Here is a 16,263-nt window from a genome sequence, read left to right as displayed (position 1 = left end):
CCGCCCGGCAGTCTCGGGGTGCTGCCGGGCAGTGTCCAGATGCGCGTCGGACGAACTCCCGCCACGGCACAGGAGCGAGTGCCGTCATCGTTTCGGGACCGGGTCACCAATCCGTGTGCAAGGCGGGCCTGTGCGCCGTGGATGGGGACACAGTCGGGCAGGGGGATGAGACGGTGATGCGATGGCCGGCAGGGCAGGGTTCGCGGTGGGCGCAGTGCCGAGTTCCGGAGCGTGCGGATGCTGATGACGACGCTCTCCGAGTACGGCGTGCGCCCCGGGCTGCTCAGGGAGTGGACGCTGGACGAGGAGCCCTTCCGCGCGGCGGCCCGGCCGGGTTCGGCCGAGTGGGTCGGGCCCCCGTCGTACAACCAGGAATGGCACCTCAAGTTCGCTTCGAGGCTCGCGGAGCGCGGCTCGGGGATTCCGCTGTGGATGGGATTCGCCTTCGAACTCCCGGGACCTTTGGACGTCGAAGCGTTCCGCGAGGCGCTGCGGACCTGGACCGGACAGCACGAGACGCTGCGCAGCGGGTTCCGCATGTCCGGCGCGAAGCCGGAACTCTTCACCGTCTGCTCCGACGCCGTGTCCGTGCAGGACGTGGTACTGGGGGAGTTCACGGGCGACGACGACATCAGCGGGTGTCTGCAGAAACGCATCGATGAGGCGACGGACGCTTTCCGCTGGCCCAGCCACGTGGTGGAGACCGTCGAGCGCGCGGATTCCACCACGGTGATCGTGGCGTTGGACCACGCACACACCGACGGATTCTCGGTCATGACGGCCGTCGCGGAATGGCAGCGCCTGTATGCCGCTTGCGTGGAGGGGAGGTCGGCCGAACTCCCTGCCGTCCGGAGCTACGTGGACTTCGGTGCGGCGGAGCGCGCCGCTGCACAGCGGATCGATGCCGGTCACCCGGCCGTCGGACACTGGAGCCGGTTCATCGCAGCAGGTGACGACCGGCTGCTGCGGTTCCCGCTCGACCTCGGTGTCGCGGAAGGCGAGTTGCTGCCACACGCGAAGCTGGACGTACGTCTGCTGGACGCATCCGAGGCCCAAGCGGTCGAGGCCGTCTGCCACGATGCGGGCGGTGGGTTCCTCACCGGTCTGCTCGCGGCCTTCGCGATGGTCACTCACTCGATCACCGGCGATCCGGTCTACCGCACGGTGATGCCCGTACACACCCGCTCCCGGCCGGAGCAGCAGCATTCGATGGGGTGGTACGTCGGCGTCGCCCCGGTCGAGGTCGGCCTGGGCGCGGCGGAAGGCTTCCACGACGTGGTGCGGGCCGCACACCGGTCCGCGAGAACGACACTGCGCCACGGCCGGGTGCCGATCGCGAGGATCGCGGAACTCCTGGGAACCGAGGCCGAATGGGAGCGCCGCATGCCGGAGGTGTTCCCGTTCGTCTCCTTCATCGACACGCGGGTGATCCCGGGGGTGCGGCAGTGGCCCGAGTGGAACGCCCGGACGGTGGCCCGGCTGAGGACGCGGGGAAGCAAGGTGAACTTCTGGCTCCACCGCACCCACGACGGGGTGCTGCTGACCGCGCGCTATCCCGGAACGGGGACCGCCGAAGTGAGCGTCGCCGATTTCGTCGGCCGTGTGCAGGGCGTGCTCCGCAGTGCGGCAGGCCGGGGCACAGCAGTCGAGGCGAGATGCCAGGAGTGATGTGTCGTGACCTCTGAGACCTTCGAGGCCTCTGCACGGGAGACCGTGACAGCCATCATGACCGCCAAGTTCGAGGTGCCCCCTGAAGCGCTGGAGCACGACGTGTCCCTGTCCTCGCTGGACATGGACTCCCTGGCCGTGGTCGAACTGCTCTACAGCGTCGGCCAGGAGCTGGGGGTCAGGATCGGCGAGGACGAGGTGACGCAGTGGAGCACGTTCTCCGAGCTGTTGGCCACGGTGGAGGCGAAACTCGCCCAGCGGTCCGCGGGACCGGGGCGGTGACCCGTCACGACGTCGCCGTGACCGGCCTCGGCATGGTCACCCCGGCCGGGACCGGCACGGAGGCCACCTGGCGCGGCGTCTCCGACGGGGTGCCGACCGCTTCCCCCGACCCGGCGCTCGCGGGCCTGCCCGTCGACTTCTCCTGTCGCATCCCGGACTTCCGTCCCGACGCGCATCTCGGGAGCCGCGCCCTGTGGCGCACGGACCGCTGTGCGCAACTCGCCGTCGCCGCGGCGTGCGAGGGCGTACGCAACGCGGGCCTGGACCCCGGGACCTGGGACGGCACCCGGGTCGCCGTGGTCATCGGCACGTGCTGGGGCGGCCAGTCGTCGTGCGAGGACGCCCACCGCGGCCTGCTCGGCGAGGGGCCGGACGCGGTCCCGCCGACCCTGGTGCCGAAGATGCTCCCCAACATGCCCGCGGCCGAGGTCTCCATGGCCCTGCGGGCGCGCGGCGTCAGCCTGGGCGTGTCGGCAGCGTGTGCGTCGAGTGCCAACGCCGTCGAACTGGGCCGGGACATGCTGGTGTCCGGTTCCTGCGACGTGGTGATCGCCGGCGGCGCCGATGCCGCCGTCACACCGCTGATCGCCTCGGGGTTCGACCGCATGGGCGCGATCTCCCGCCGCCGTGCGGACCCGGCCGCGGCCTCGCGCCCGTTCGACGCCGACCGCGACGGCTTCGTCATGGGCGAAGGTGCCGCAGTGCTGGTCCTGGAGCGCACGGCCGACGCGCTGCGGCGCGGCGCGGTCCCGCGCGCGACCCTGGCGGGCTGCGGGTCCACCAACGACGCCCTCCACGCCACTGCCCCGCACCCCGAACACGCCGTAGCGGAGGCCGCGTTGAGGGAGGCGTTGACCGAAGCCGGCGTCACCCCCCGGGAGGTGGACCACGTCAACGCGCACGGCACGTCGACCCGTCGGGGCGACCTCACCGAGGCCGCCCTGATCGCCCGCGTCCTCCCGCACGCCCCCACCGTGACCTCGGCCAAGGGTGCCCTGGGCCACAGCTTCGGCGCCAGCGGGGCGGTGGAGGCCGCGCTCACGGTGCTGACGCTTCAGCACGGGCTGGTCCCGCCGACGGCCAACCTGGAGACGGTCGACCCGGACATCGACCTGGACCTGGTGCGGAAGGCCCCACGCCAACAGAGGGTCGACGCGGCCGTCAGCAACGCCTTCGGATTCGGCGGGCACAACGCGGTTCTGGTGTTCCGGCGGTGGGCGTAGCCGGGGTGCCATCCGGCGGTCGCCCGTTCGCCCGGCTCGCGGTGCGATGACGCACGACCTGTGAGGCACTTGGCGAGTGCGGGGTGACCGACACGCGGATGTGACCGAGAACCCGGAGGAGCCATGGCGCGCATGCCGGGCGCCGCTTGGCGCCCCGTCCGTAATCATTCGCAGGGAGGGGTTCTCGACCATCGTGGGCTCGTCCTGCACGTGCAGTTGGGCGACAACTCGCCCTACGACTGGTTCAACGAGGCGAAATCCAAGGCCTCGTCGGACTTCTGGGTCTCCAAGCACGGAGCAATCGAGCAGTACGTGGACACCGGCGTTGACCAGGCCTGGGCTCAACATGAGGGGAATGCCTACTACGCCTCGGTGGAGACGGAGGGGTATCCGTCGGAGCCGTTGACCGACGCGCAGGTCGAAGGCGTGGCGAAGGTGTACGCCTGGGGGCGCGAGACATTCGGCTGGCCCCTCCAGGTGGTGGACTCCACCACCGAGAAGGGGTTCACCTATCACGGAGTGGGAGGCAAGGCCTGGTGCAATCACCCCGACTGCCCGGGCGAATTGCGCAAGGCTCAGCGCCCTCGCATCATCGCCTGGGCCGCCGAGCTCACCGGGGGCTGATCAGATCCGGTTACGCGCGAGCGACAGCGAGCAAGTGGGATCCGGCAGCCAGTAGGTCCGGGTACGGCTCGGCGGCTCGTGCGGCCGCCAACGCTGAGCGGAACATGGGTGATCCGATCAGCGAGGTCCCCGTGTGCTGTTCGGTCGCCTTCAGAAGTGCCCAGGTCGGGCCCTCGATGCCGTACACCTTTGCATCGTTGAACCCGGCGGAGCGCAGCTCTTCGGCCAGTCCGTCCGCGGTGTGGAAGTACGCCGCGGTGAAGCCCTTGCGGCCCGGCTCGTGACGGCCATTGGTGAGGATGTCCTGCACGGCGTCGTGTACGCGATCACGTTCCAGCCACGTGGTCGCGGTGTGCTCGAAGAGAGAGGCATAGCGGCTGATGGCGGCAGCGGCGACGAGGCTGCCGGGCCGGGCAACGCGCCGGGCTTCGCTCAGGGCCTTCAGCCGGTCGGCGCGGTCGAGCAGATGGTAGAGCGGGCCGAGAAGCAGGACTGCGTCGTAGGAGTCATCGGCAGCTGTGAGCTTGCGTGCGTCACCGAGTTCGGTGGTGCAGCCGGCCTGCCGGGCCTGTTCGATGTGCCGTGCCACCGGGTCGACGAGGTGGACCTGGTAGCCGTCGTCCGTGAGCCACTGAGCATGTGCCCCGGGCCCGCCGCCCACGTCGAGAACACGGGCCGGCGTCGGCGGGAGGTGGCGGCGGAGGAGTTCCTGCGTGCGGACCATCTCCAACACGCCGTCGGCCGTGGCGGTCAGACGCGTGGCCTCGTCGAACGTCTCCGTGTAGAAGCCGATGATCTCGGGATCCACGGGGGGAGTGGAGGTCATGTGGGGGATGCTCTACCTTGACCGGTCAACCTGTCCAGAGGAACTGGAGTGTTGGGCCATGCCGATGTTGAAGTATGAGCAGATCGCGGACTCGCTGAGGCGGCGCATCACTGAGGGGGAGTTCGGCCTGGGTGACCTCCTGCCGTCGGGCAGGGACCTGTGTGAGCAGTGGGGTGTATCGCGGGCGACGGTCAACAAGGCGTTCGATGTCCTGCGCGCTGACGGTGTGGTGGTGGCGCGGCAGGGGTTGGGTTTTCGCGTCACGGAGACTCCGGTTGCCCGGTCGGCGGGCGGGCGCAGGGCCGGGCGCGCGAGGGTGTCGGGCGGACGCCCCTTCCGCAGGCTCGGCACTCCGGTCAGGGAGGTGGCGCCGACGCATGTCACCGAGGCGCTCGGTCTTCAGCCAGGGGAATCGTCTCTGCGCCGAGATCGGATGATGCTGCTCGATGACGGTTCGCCTTTGTCTCTGGTGAGCGCCTGGTTCCCGCCGGACATCGTTGACCGGTGCCCGAGGCTGACTCAGCCAGGGCCGATCGCGGAAGGGACGACGAACTACGTTGCCCGTGAGACCGGCCGTATTCCTGCGCAGGGGACCGACACCACAACGGTACGGCTCGCAACCGAAGCCGAGGCGAGTGAACTCGGGTACCAGCGTCCCCTGGCGGTGGCCGTGGACCTGCATGTCGCTTACGACGGTGAGGGGTGTGCGTTGGTGTGCGAGGAAGGGGTGACGCCGTCCGACCTGTGGGAGCGGGTCGAGAACTATCCCATGAGTGCGTCGAGTTGACGGCGGCTTGACTGGACCGGTTAACCGGTCCAGTGTGGGGGAGTGGCGCAGGACACACCCCCACATGTCATCGGAGGGCGACTCTCTTGATCTCCCATGCCATCCCGGTCAAGCGGGACATGACCTATGACCGGCGCGCACAGCAGACGGCGGTCCCGATCGAAATCCACCATCACGACGGCACAGCCGAGCCGACACTGCTGATCCTCACGCCGGACGAGATGGAATCGTTCGCCATCAGACTTGAACAGGCCATCGGCAGGCGCCACGCAGCTCAGACCGGACTGCGTTGACCTGGAGTGCCTTGAGGTATCAACGGGGTTGAAGTGTCGGCGCGAGGCCCGCCCGGACGGCCCGAGCGGGCCACTGCCCTTTCCCGGAGTCGGGTCAGATGCGGTCGGCGGCGATGAGGAGGTAGTGGAAGCTGCCTTCCTTGTAGGCGGTCAGGAAGGGGTCCTCGACGCCGGTGGCGAGGGAGGACTGGGCGCGCAGTTCCCAGTACGGAATCGTCGCTGCCGTCAGGTCGATGACGTTCATGGGGACGAGGCCGTTGGCCGCCATGGCCTTGAAGTAGGCGCTGCGGGGGTGGATGTTGCAGGTGTAGTGCTCGTCGATGCGGCTGACGGCTTTGGAGCGGCCGCCGGTGACGTCGTTGTAGCAGCCGGTGATGACGACATAGCGGCCGCCGAACTGCAGCTGGCGGGCGTGTTCGGCGAAGAGCTGGAACAGGTCCACGTACATGGTGGACTCGTTGTTCCAGATGCTGCGGAAGGCGCCGGTGGGCAGGCCGGTGTCGAGCATGTTGCGGAAGTGGTAGCGCACCCGGTCGTCCACGCCGCGTTTGCGGGCCTGGGTGTTGGCGAAGTCGACCTGGGTGTGGGAGATGGAGATGCCGTCGGCCCGGCAGCCGAAGCGGGCGTTGGCCATGATGCTGGTGCCGCCGCGGCCGCAGCCGGCGTCGAGGAGGCGGTCGGTGGGCTGCACGTCGCCGAGGTGGTCGAGCAGGACGTCGGCCTGGGCGGATTCCAGGCGGTGGAGTTCGGCGATGATGCGGGCGTCGCGGGTGTCCTCGGGGCCCTCCAGGACGGAGGGGTCGTAGTCGCCGAGGCCGTAGTGGTGGTGGTAGAGGCCGTCGACATCGCCCAGACGCAGATTGACCGGGTCCTTCTCACTGTTCCAGTAATCGGCGACCGACTGCTGGTACGCGGTGCGCAGGACGGGGGCGGCGGGGGTGGTCGTCATGGTGGAGCTCCTTGCAGTGTGCGGGTGTCAGGAAGTCGATGAGGCGTAGCGCGGACTGCCGCTGTGCCAGGCGCGGTTGCCGCCGAGCCAGGCCCACACCCCGGCGAGGAAGCGGCGTAGTTGGGGCGAGCCGGTGAGGGACAGGGCCGCCGCCTCCGTCTCGAAGGTGTGCACCAGTTCGTCGTGGACGGCCGCGCTGCGCTCGACCGCCTCACGCGGCGAGCAGCGCTCCTCCGCGGCGATGACGGTCGGCAGGTTGAACTCCACGCTCTCCGAGCGGTGTTCCTTGGCCATCGAATACAGGTCGTTGACGAGCGTGGCGGCCGTGGAGGCCATGGTCACGGCGCGGCGCACCCGCGGGTCGGCGTACTCGGCGTGGGGCAGCGCGTAGCCGCCCACCGCGTCCGTCATCGCGATGCACGGGAGGAAACTGTTGATCTGGCGGTGCGCCAGGTACTCCCAGACCGCGGGCATCCGGCCCTGGGAGCGCCAGGAACCCTCCTGCCCGTAGCCCACGAACAGCACGGCCACCTCGTGGTGCAGCCGGGCCAGTTGGGACGGGTCGGCGTACTGCGCCAGATGCGCGAAGCCGGAGCGCAGGGCGACCCGCACCGGGTCGTCCTGCATGGCCTGCTCCACCGCGGGGGCGTAACGGAGCGGAGGATGTGCGGGGTCGACGGCCGCGTACGCGACCCCGAGCTGCGCGCCGAGCAGGGCCGGCGCGGAGCCCATCGTCTCGTCGTCGCAGTAGTAGTCGTCCGTGGCCCACTCGGCCAGCGCGCACTTGCCCGCCGCCAGCAGCCGGTCCGGGTCGTCGGTGTCGGGATGGGCCAGCATCATCAGGCGCCCGAAGTCCGCCGCACGGACGCGGCCGAGCCGGCCGGCATACAGGCCGATCTCCTCGGCCCAGGCCACCAGGCGTGCGTTGACCTCCTCGGCGAGTGCGGGGTCGTCGCGGAGCGCGGGCGGGCAGTACAGGTCGGGGACGACGGCGGTGCCCTCGGCCTCCGTCCTCCGGGGCGCGATCCGGGCAGCAGAAGTACCCAGCCCCGTCGGCCCGGTGGGCAGCCTGAAGCCCTCGGGACGCATGCGGGGGTGCTGGGGCTGGGCGAGCAGCGTGGCCACGAGCCGCGCCACGTCGTGGCGGGCCGCGGGGGCGGTCATACGGGTCAGCAGCGACACGGAGTTCTCTCCCCTTGCGGCTAGGAGGGCGAGCCGAAGACTTCGACGTTCTCCAGGACGCCGAGCGCATCGGGCACGAGAACGGCCGCCGAGTAGTAGGTGCTGACCAGGTAGGAGATGATCGCCTGCTCGTTGATGCCCATGAAGCGGACGTTCAGGCCCGGCTCGTACTCGTCGGGTATCCCGGTCTGGCGCAGGCCGACCACGCCCTGTCCCTCCTCGCCCAGCCGCATGGCGAGGATCGAGGAGGTGCCCTGCTCCGAGACGGGGATCTTGCCGCAGGGGAGGATGGGCACGCCGCGCCAGGCCGGCACCGGGTGGCCGCCGACCTCGGCGGTGTCGAACGCCAGCCCCCGCTTGTTGCACTCGCGGCCGAAGGCGGCGACGGCCTTCGGGTGCGCGAAGAACGCCTTCGTCCCGCGCCGCATGCTCAGCAGCTCGTCCATGTCGTCCGGGGTGGGCGGTCCGGAGTGGGTGGAGATGCGCTGGCTGTAGTCGGCGTTGTGCAGCAGCCCGAACTCGGGATTGTTGACGAGCTCGGACTCCTGGCGCTCGCGCAGCGCCTCGATGGTCAGCCGCAGCTGCTGCTCGACCTGGTCCATCGGGTCGTTGTAGAGGTCCGCGACCCGGCTGTGCACCCGGAGGATCGTCTGCGCGACGCTCAACTCGTACTCACGCGGTGCGAGTTCGTAGTCGACGAATGTGCCCGGCAGCACCGGCTCGCCGCTGTGCCCGGAGGCGAGGTCGATGGCCGCCTCGCCCTTCCGGTTCTGCGGCCGGCTCTTCTCGGCCTGGCGCCGCAGGACGTGGGCCCGCAGGCCCTCGTGGCGGGCGGCTATCTCCTCGTATGCGGCCCGGGTCAGCGTGAGCACCGTGCACGCCGTCATCGCGCGCGCCGTGAACCCCCACGTGCCGGGCTCCTCGGCCACCGCCTCCGCGCCGAAGAACCCGCCGTCGGCCAGCACGCCGCGCCGGGTCGCCTCGCCGTAATGCCCGGCGGCGAGCTTCTCGACCCTGCCGTGCGCGATCAGCTGGACGCGGTCGACGGGACCGCCCTGCTCGACGATCACCTGGCCGGACTCGTACTCCCGCTGCTCGCACCGCCAGGCCAGCTCCTGCAGCACCCCGGCGTCGTCGAACCCGCGCAGCAGCGGCAGTTCGCCCAGCTCGGCGGGGACGACCCGGACCGCGGCCCCTTCCTGGACGAACGTCACCCGCCCGTCCCCGACCTCGTACACCAGCCGCCGGTTGACCCGGTACGTACCGCCCTTGACCTCCACCCAGGGCAGCATCCGCAGCAGCCACCGCGAGCTGAGGCCCTGCATCTGCGGAACGGTCTTGGTGGTGGTCGCCAGGTTCCGCGCGGCGGCGATCCCCAGACTGAGCTGTGCCCGGCCTGCCGTGTGCTGCTCCGGCTGCGACATCCCCGGTTTCCTTCCATCTGGGCGCATGCATCAAGAAGGAGCCCCCGGAACGGGCCGGTCCGGCCCGGAGGGAGCTCCGCCGCGCAAGTGAAGCAGCGTCAGATGATGTTGGTCGAGGTGGCTGGATGAGGGCCGATGCATTTGCGCCAACGTGCGGGCGCCGACTGGGGCGTTGATCGCGTCCGCTATGCGACGATGGCCTGCGCTTTGGGTAGGTTCTCGGGTGAGCCGAGGCGTGCGGTGCGGTGGTCGGGACGCCGGACGGTTCATGATCGAGGCGGCCGAAAATGTGCGTTGACGTGCTCCCCGGCCGTCAAGCCGGGGAGCACGTGCTGCTCTCAGTGATGGTGATGCCGGCTCAGCACGACCCCGAGCGTCACCAGCACCGCCAGCAGGGCGACTGCGAACGCGATCTTCCAGGGGCTGTAGGGGCGGTCACCGGTGATCTCGCCCGTCTCGGCGTTCACCATGACCTGCCACTGCTTGCCGTTGTAGACGTACGACGCGAACCACACCGGCAACAGCAGCAACTTGTATGTCACCGAACCGTAGTTGGTGTTGACCGAGTGCACCCGCTGCCGGTCGCCGCCGATGTCCTTCTCGACGTCCTTCTTGATGACCTTGGCCATCTTCTGCTGGGCGGACTGGAAACCCGTCTCCGGCTCGATGTCGTACCGCAGGGTCCGGAATCCCGCCAGGTACGCCTCCTGGTACGGCACCGCCTGCTTCAGCGACCAGGGCTCCAGCCCCTCCAGCCGGTCGGCCGGGACGTCCCCGGCGCCGGGGACGAGGACGTCGTCGAAGTACCGCTGGACCGTGCCCTGGACCGAGTACCAGCGGACCCTGGTCTCCTTGTTCTCGCCGCTCCCGACGGTGTACTCCTCGCCGCGCTCGCCGCTGTACGAGGACGCGGTCGCGGCGTCGTACGTCCAGTGCGGCACGTACGTCCCGTGCAGGGACTCCGCCGAGTTCACCTTCTTCAGGCTGTTCGGCGCGAACCAGCGGGAGCGGGCCCACTTGCGCAGGTTGTCGTGCACGTCCTGCTTGTCCACATGGAACGGGACCAGGCCCTCGGGCGCGATCCGGTCGGCAGCGGCCGAGGCGACCATGGGGGTGGCGCAGAACTGGCAGCGCCCGGAGAGGGCGTCGGTCTGGGTGGACGCACCGCAGCCGGGGCAGTGCAGAACCTGCCCGCCGGCCGCCCGGGGCCTGACCGGCAGGGCCGTCAGTTCCTCCCAGGCGTGCTTCCGCACCTCGCGGTTGACGGGGGTGATGGGCTGCTCGAAGCGGCAGTGGGGGCAGCGGAGGGAGTTGGTGCCGGGGGCGTATTCGGCGGTGGAGCCGCAGGAGGGGCAGGCGTAGGACTGCTGGGGGGCGGGTTCCTGCTGGGGTGGCTGGGGTTGCTGCGGCTGCTGATAGGGCGGCTGCTGGTAAGGCTGGTCCCCCTGATATGGCTGATAGGGCTGCTGAGGCTGCTGATATGGCTGTTGATAAGGCTGCTGTGGCTGGTGGTTCATGGGGTCACGGGATCCTGGCGGTCGGTCACGCCTGCGGCGGAAGCGGCGGTGGGGTGGCGCGGAAGTGCTGGGCGAGCTCGGGGACCTGCTCCACCGGCTGCCAGGCCGCCATGCCCTCCCGCCAGGCGAGCATGCCGGGTCGTACCGCCCCGGAGCCGATGTGCCCGGTGAACGTCGCGTGGTCGTAGGGGCCCTGCTGCTGCCCGTCCACGGCCACGTACCACTGGTACTGCTGCTGACCGGGCAACGGCGGCGGAACGGCAGCACCGCCGGGCGCCGGGGCGGCAGGCGCCGGGGCGGCGGGCGCGTGAGGCTGCTGGGGCGCGAACGCCTGCGCCATCTGCTGGCCGACGGCCATGCCGAGCCCCAGACCGACGCCTTCCCCGGCGCCTCCGGGATTGTTCGCCGCGTCCCGGATCGCGTCCGCGGCTTGCAGGCGGGCGTAGTTGTCGACGTTCCCGATGATGCCCATCCGGCTGCGGGCGTCGATGGCCTGCTCGACCTCGGGCGGCAGCGAGATGTTCTCGATGACGAACTTCGGGACCGAGATACCGTGCGACGCCGCCAGTTCCTCGGTCAGCGCCCTGCCCAGCCGGTCGCCCAACTCGGTCTGGCGCGCGGCGAGGTCGAGCATGGGAATGCCCGAATTGCCCAGCAGCGCGCCGAGCCGCCCGACGATCAGCTGCCGCAGGTATTCCTCGACCTCTTCGGTACGGAACATCGGGTCGGTGCCCGCGAGTTCGGTGAGCAGCCTGGCGGGGTCGCTGACTCGCACCGCATAGCCGCCGAACGCCCTCAGCCGCACCATGCCGAACTCGGGGTCGCGCACCGTGACCGGGTTCTGCGTGCCCCACTTCATGTCCGTGAACTGCCGGGTGGTGACGAAGTAGACCTCTGCCTTGAACGGCGAGTGGAAACCGTACTTCCAGCCCTGCAGGGTCGACAGGATCGGCAGGTTCCCGGTCTGCAGCTCGTACATGCCCGGCACGAAGACATCGGCGATCCGGCCCATGTTGACGAAAACGGCAACCTGAGACTCGCGCACGATGAGCTTGGCGCCCATCTTGATCTCGTTCTCGTAGCGCGGGTAGCGCCAGACGATCGTGTCCCGGCTGTCGTCGGTCCATTCGATGATGTCGATGAACTCGCCGCGTAGACGGTCCATGAAGCTCATGAAAATCCCCCGTTGTGCCCGCTGTGTCTGCTGTGGCGCGGCGTTGTCGTTGATACGTCCACGTCATCGTAGGGGTGGGCGGGGGCCGGGACGGCCTCGGCCCCCGATGCCGTACACGTGCAACCGCGGCCCGGTTCGAGGCCTTCACTGGAGGCTTGGACCCCGCCTGTCACGTCATGAGTGGATACGCTGGCCGGGCACCCTCTGGAGGACAGCGTGACCATCGCCCCCCAGCACCTCGCACTGCTCGAAGAGGCCCAGCGGATCGCGCCCAAGGGCGTCAAAGTCGAGTACACCGACGGCACGATCATCATGCAGGCGGCACCGACAGTGATCCACCAGTGCAACCTGTTCCACCTGCGCCGGCAGTTCGATGTGCACCGCCCGGACGGCTTCATGCCGACCGAGAACACCGACCTGGAATCCCCCCACGCAGCGAAGCTCCGTAACCCTGACCTCACCTATCTGCCCGAGGAGGTCATGGAGCTCGAAGGAAACACGGCGTCGGCCGACCTCGCGCTCATCGCGGTGGAGATCGTCTCGCCCTCCAACCCGGAGAACGACTGGGTGGGCAAGCTGCGGGACTACGCGGTCATGGGCATCCCGCTCTACCTCATCGTGGACGCCCGCGACTCGGCGGTGACACTCTTCTCCGAGCCGAATCACGATCGGTACCACACGCGCACCGACCGGAAGTTCGGCGAGACCGTCCGCATTCCCGAGCCCTTCGGATTCGACTTGGACCTCTCCCGGCTGAACCCGTACTCCTGACCCGGCCCCGGTGCTGTGTGTCGGACCGGAGCAGAGCCCGGCCGCCCAGTGACACTGTGTGCATGAACCGAGTACCCGACGACGGCATGGTCCTGGTCCCCGGCGGCTCTCTGATCACCGAGACACCGGAGGAAGGCCGCGCTCTCGCGCTCGCCCTGGCGCGGCATACCGTCCACAACATCCAGCCCGACCTGGACATTCTCACGGGCGGCCGTCCCAACTACTCCTCCACCCCGGACAGTCTCATCGACGCCGCGCGGGTCGTCGCGATCGAGTTCCAGACCATCGCCGCCGCCAACGGCTACTGGCGCGGCTGACTGAGAAGGACCGCCCTTCGGGCGGGCGACTGCCCGGAGGCCGGGGTACTCGTCTTTGGCCCTGTGCTCGGGTAGCTACGGCACTGGAGGATTGCGGCAGCCCTTGGCCGATCAGCTCGCCGACCGTGTCCCACTCGACCCACGGTTGACCTTCCTCCCGCGTCACCGCGGGGGCCAGGGCGCCGGCCAGGGTCGAGACTGTGAGGTCGAAGGCGAAGCGTCCGGTGGCTCGGGGTGGCCGGCCGAGCCCTCACCGGGCCCATCGACCAGCGGAATGCCCACGATCGGTACCTGCAACAGCCCGCCGATGCCGCCCAGCGCAAGGACGGCGTCCGGCCGCCTCATGGGATGTCCGTAGGCCGCAGCCGATGGAGCCCGGGCAGCCGTCACCGGGGAAGCTGTTCCTCCCGCCGATCCGGCAACGTCCCTGCCCTGCCGGCTGCTGTGGCTTCTGTCACACCATGTCAACCTGCGGGGGCCACCAGTGCGTAGACCTCCCGAACCAGCCAGCCACCGCTAGGAGCCCCACCCTTGACCGAGGAGGAGTTCACCGAGTTCTACACACACTCGGTGGCCCGGCTCACCGGCCAGATCTACCTTGTCACCGGTGACCTGCACGAAGCCCAGGACGTCGTCCAGGAAGCATTCGTGAAGGCATGGGCACATCGCTCAGCCCTGGTGCGCGACCACGCCCCCGAAGCCTGGGTCCGAACGACAGCGGGACGACTCGCGGTCTCCCGCTGGCGCCGTGCCCAATCCGCTGCCAGAGCCTGGCTCCGGCACGGCCACCCCTCGACCGTGGTCGAGCCGGGTCCCGGCCACGTCGACATCGCCGCCGCGCTGCGTACCCTTCCGCCGCGGCAGCGCCTGTGTGCCGCCCTCCACTACGTCTGCGACCTGCCGCTCGCCCAGGTCGCGGGAGAGACGGGTATCGCCGAAGGCACCGTCAAAGCCCACCTCGCCCGTGCGCGTGCCGCCCTCGCCCCCCTGCTCACCGCCACCGAGGAGAGTGCCGATGGCCTCCGATGACGAGCGGATCGCCGCCACGCTCCGGCAGTCCGCCAACCTCGCCGCCGCCCGCATCCGCCCTGTTCCCGCCGCACGGATCAGCCGGCTCGGTCGACGCCGCCGGACGCGGAACACCGCCGCCATGGCCACGGCCTGCTGCCTCGCGGTGGTCGGCATCGTCATGGGCGTCACCACCAGCTCCGCCGGGCCGGGCCCCCGTACCGGCCCGGCGGCTCCCGCGCCGGCAATCAGCCCCCACGCTCCGACGCCGTCCCCGACCGGTCCGTCCCCGACGCCGTTCCCGACCGATCCGTCCCCGACGCCGTTCCCGACCGATCCGTCCCCCTCGGACCTGACGCCGTCCCCGCCGTACGACGCGCCGCCCCCGACCGGCACAGCGACCGGAAGTACCTCTTTCCCGACCAGCGGAGCACCCGGTACTCCCACCGGATCCGTCGGTGCGTCACCCAGCGGCCGACCCGCGCTGGCCCCCTCCTCCCCGACCCCGAGCTAGGACCCCCCCACATGGCCACCAGTGACCTGCGAATACCCCGCCTCCCACAGGCCACCGACGCCACTCGGGCCGACCCGCCGCCCGCCGCCACGGTGTTCCTGCGTCTGCGGGTCCTGCCTCCGCTGACGGCCTACGCCGCATCCCTGCTCGGCCACCTGCTGATTCTCGCCCAGTTGCTCCCGGCCGGAAGCGGTGAGACCGTCACCGGCCAGCTCACCGCCTGGGACGCCCAGCTCTATCTGCAGATTGCCCGGTTCGGCTACCCGCACAGCTTCACCTACACCCCCGACGGACAGCTGACGGGCAACAACCTCGCCTTCTTCCCGCTGTACCCGCAGACGATCCGGATCGTCCACACGGTCACCGGCACCGACTGGACCAGCTCGGCGGTCGTCGCCTCGCAGGCCGCGATGATTGCCGCGATGTTCCTCGTCCACGCCCTCATCCGACGCCTCTACGGCCCCCGCACCGCGGTCGTCCTGCTCGTGCTCCTGGCCGCCGCGCAGCCCATGTCCGGCGCGTTCTTCATGGCCTACAGCGAGCCCCTGTTCCTCGCCACCTGCACCGCCACCCTCTACGCCGCCCACCGGCGCAACTGGCTCCTCGCGGGTCTCGCCGCCTTCGCCGCGGGCATGACCCGCCCCGCAGGATGCGCGGCCGTCGCGGCCCTTGCTGTCGCGGCCGTCCTCGAAGCGCGCCGTCACGGCTTCTCGTGGAAGCCGATCGTGGCCACGCTCGCGGCGTGCACGAGCACCCCGCTCTACCTGTTGTGGGTCGGCAACCGCGTCGGCACCCTCAACGCCTGGTTCACCATCCAGCAGGCCGGATGGTCCACACACTGGGATTGGGGCACCTCGTTCTGGGAGTTCCTCACCTGGTCCCTGCCCACCTCCGGCGACTGGGTACCTGTCTCTGTCGCCGTCATGCTCGTGGCTGCCCTCGCTGCCACCGCCGTCACCCTGCTGCCGTCGTCACGCACCTGGCCACCGCTGCTCATATACGGGGTCCTGATCGTCGCCCTGACGATCGGCCAGTCCAACTACTTCCAGTGCAAGCCCCGCCTGCTCGCCCCCGCGATCCTGTTCCTGATCCCCGCCGCCACCGCCCTCGCCCGCGCCCGCGGCTCTGTCCAGATCATCATCCTCGCCGGTGCTGCCCTGTTCGGCTGCTGGTACTCCGCTTACATGCTCACCACCTGGCACTACGCCGTATAGGGAATGCCCGATGCGCACACGGCACCCGGGCCCACGCCAACTCGCCCCAGCCACTGCCGCGTTGTGCATCCTCGGCGGGCCGGGCAGCTACACTGCGCCACCCACGGGATCACCGACGCGTCCACCTCTACGGTGCCGGCGAGCACCGCCCCGAGGCGATGGAGACGGCCGCCAACTCAGCTGGACACTCAGCCGGACCGTGGCTACATGTCAGGGCAATGTCTCTCCTACGGGAGTCGCCAGGCGCCGGGGCCACCGCCGAGCCACTCGATCTGCTCGGGATCGTCCAGCCGGACGTCGTCCAGGTCGGCCCCGGATCGCCGCAGGAATTCCAGCACGTCGACGACTCCGTACGCCACGCCGAGAATCTCCGCGCCGACCGTGACGCGCCGGCCGCCCGACGGCGACGGCGGATGGACAACGATGCGCGGATGTCTGGCCACCCCTTCAGGGTCTGCCCGTGCGGCTACGGACGCATCTGGAGCCCCCG

The 16,263-nt window shown here is 69.9% G+C and carries 18 protein-coding genes; 11 read left to right on the top strand and 7 right to left on the bottom strand.

Annotated features, from left to right (window positions below; all coding sequences use genetic code 11):
• Positions 1 to 237 precede the first annotated feature (237 nt).
• The 4 genes from ACWD4B_RS18780 to ACWD4B_RS18765 all read left to right on the top strand — a co-directional run bounded on the left by ACWD4B_RS18780 (position 238) and on the right by ACWD4B_RS18765 (position 3,797).
• A complete protein-coding gene (locus ACWD4B_RS18780; RefSeq protein WP_451421765.1) occupies positions 238 to 1,668 on the top strand; it encodes a condensation domain-containing protein in 1,431 nt (476 codons plus the stop codon).
• 6 nt (positions 1,669 to 1,674) lie between these two features.
• Positions 1,675 to 1,950, top strand: a complete 276-nt coding sequence (locus ACWD4B_RS18775; RefSeq protein ID WP_451421764.1) for an acyl carrier protein — start codon at positions 1,675 to 1,677, stop codon at positions 1,948 to 1,950.
• A complete protein-coding gene (locus tag ACWD4B_RS18770; RefSeq protein WP_451421763.1) occupies positions 1,947 to 3,173 on the top strand; it encodes a beta-ketoacyl-[acyl-carrier-protein] synthase family protein in 1,227 nt (408 codons plus the stop codon). Before ACWD4B_RS18775 ends, ACWD4B_RS18770 begins: the two co-directional genes overlap by 4 nt.
• A 123-nt stretch (positions 3,174 to 3,296) precedes the next feature.
• On the top strand, positions 3,297 to 3,797 hold the full coding sequence (locus ACWD4B_RS18765; protein ID WP_451421762.1) for a peptidoglycan recognition protein family protein: 501 nt from the start codon (positions 3,297 to 3,299) through the stop codon (positions 3,795 to 3,797).
• A gap of 10 nt (positions 3,798 to 3,807) precedes the next feature.
• Here ACWD4B_RS18765 and ACWD4B_RS18760 read toward each other — a convergent pair whose 3' ends face one another.
• On the bottom strand, positions 3,808 to 4,623 hold the full coding sequence (locus ACWD4B_RS18760) for a class I SAM-dependent methyltransferase (protein WP_451421761.1): 816 nt from the start codon (positions 4,621 to 4,623) through the stop codon (positions 3,808 to 3,810).
• A 58-nt stretch (positions 4,624 to 4,681) separates the two neighbouring features.
• On the opposite strand from ACWD4B_RS18760, the gene ACWD4B_RS18755 reads away from it, so the two are divergent.
• Entirely contained in the window at positions 4,682 to 5,410 is a 729-nt protein-coding gene (locus ACWD4B_RS18755) for a GntR family transcriptional regulator (RefSeq protein ID WP_451421760.1), read from the top strand.
• Between the two features lie 86 nt (positions 5,411 to 5,496).
• Positions 5,497 to 5,703 carry a hypothetical protein gene (locus ACWD4B_RS18750; RefSeq protein WP_451421759.1) on the top strand — a complete coding sequence of 69 codons (207 nt, stop codon included), beginning with the start codon at positions 5,497 to 5,499 and terminating at the stop codon, positions 5,701 to 5,703.
• Between the two features lie 94 nt (positions 5,704 to 5,797).
• Here ACWD4B_RS18750 and ACWD4B_RS18745 read toward each other — a convergent pair whose 3' ends face one another.
• From ACWD4B_RS18745 to ACWD4B_RS18725, 5 genes are all read right to left on the bottom strand, one after another.
• Positions 5,798 to 6,652 (bottom strand): geranyl diphosphate 2-C-methyltransferase, encoded by an 855-nt coding sequence (locus ACWD4B_RS18745; protein ID WP_451421758.1) that lies wholly within the window; start codon positions 6,650 to 6,652, stop codon positions 5,798 to 5,800.
• A gap of 27 nt (positions 6,653 to 6,679) precedes the next feature.
• On the bottom strand, positions 6,680 to 7,834 hold the full coding sequence (locus ACWD4B_RS18740) for a family 2 encapsulin nanocompartment cargo protein terpene cyclase (RefSeq protein WP_451421757.1): 1,155 nt from the start codon (positions 7,832 to 7,834) through the stop codon (positions 6,680 to 6,682).
• Between the two features lie 20 nt (positions 7,835 to 7,854).
• Positions 7,855 to 9,258 carry a family 2B encapsulin nanocompartment shell protein gene (locus tag ACWD4B_RS18735; RefSeq protein WP_451421756.1) on the bottom strand — a complete coding sequence of 468 codons (1,404 nt, stop codon included), beginning with the start codon at positions 9,256 to 9,258 and terminating at the stop codon, positions 7,855 to 7,857.
• Positions 9,259 to 9,596: 338 nt separating this feature from the next.
• Entirely contained in the window at positions 9,597 to 10,775 is a 1,179-nt protein-coding gene (locus tag ACWD4B_RS18730; protein ID WP_451421755.1) for a hypothetical protein, read from the bottom strand.
• A gap of 25 nt (positions 10,776 to 10,800) precedes the next feature.
• Positions 10,801 to 11,940: an SPFH domain-containing protein gene (locus ACWD4B_RS18725; RefSeq protein WP_451421754.1), complete on the bottom strand. Its 1,140-nt coding sequence runs from the start codon at positions 11,938 to 11,940 to the stop codon at positions 10,801 to 10,803.
• A gap of 225 nt (positions 11,941 to 12,165) precedes the next feature.
• Between ACWD4B_RS18725 and ACWD4B_RS18720 the strand changes: the two genes are divergently transcribed.
• The 5 genes from ACWD4B_RS18720 (at position 12,166) to ACWD4B_RS18700 (ending at position 15,773) form a co-directional block, all read left to right on the top strand.
• Entirely contained in the window at positions 12,166 to 12,720 is a 555-nt protein-coding gene (locus ACWD4B_RS18720; protein ID WP_451421753.1) for a Uma2 family endonuclease, read from the top strand.
• 62 nt (positions 12,721 to 12,782) lie between these two features.
• On the top strand, positions 12,783 to 13,037 hold the full coding sequence (locus ACWD4B_RS18715) for a hexameric tyrosine-coordinated heme protein (protein ID WP_451421752.1): 255 nt from the start codon (positions 12,783 to 12,785) through the stop codon (positions 13,035 to 13,037).
• Between the two features lie 531 nt (positions 13,038 to 13,568).
• The gene (locus ACWD4B_RS18710) at positions 13,569 to 14,066 is read left to right on the top strand and encodes a SigE family RNA polymerase sigma factor (protein ID WP_451421751.1); all 498 of its coding nucleotides are present in this window, start codon (positions 13,569 to 13,571) and stop codon (positions 14,064 to 14,066) included.
• Positions 14,053 to 14,559, top strand: a complete 507-nt coding sequence (locus tag ACWD4B_RS18705; RefSeq protein WP_451421750.1) for a hypothetical protein — start codon at positions 14,053 to 14,055, stop codon at positions 14,557 to 14,559. The genes ACWD4B_RS18710 and ACWD4B_RS18705 overlap by 14 nt, the downstream gene beginning before the upstream one ends.
• Positions 14,560 to 14,570: 11 nt before the next feature.
• Complete coding sequence (locus tag ACWD4B_RS18700) at positions 14,571 to 15,773, top strand: hypothetical protein (protein ID WP_451421749.1); 1,203 nt, start codon at positions 14,571 to 14,573, stop codon at positions 15,771 to 15,773.
• 227 nt (positions 15,774 to 16,000) lie between these two features.
• Here ACWD4B_RS18700 and ACWD4B_RS18695 read toward each other — a convergent pair whose 3' ends face one another.
• On the bottom strand, positions 16,001 to 16,216 hold the full coding sequence (locus ACWD4B_RS18695; RefSeq protein WP_451421748.1) for a hypothetical protein: 216 nt from the start codon (positions 16,214 to 16,216) through the stop codon (positions 16,001 to 16,003).
• Positions 16,217 to 16,263: the final 47 nt, after the last annotated feature.

The organism is Streptomyces sp. NPDC002536 (assembly GCF_053594995.1).
Note: the sequence above shows the minus strand (reverse complement) of the source record. Positions and strands in the feature narration are given on the sequence as shown.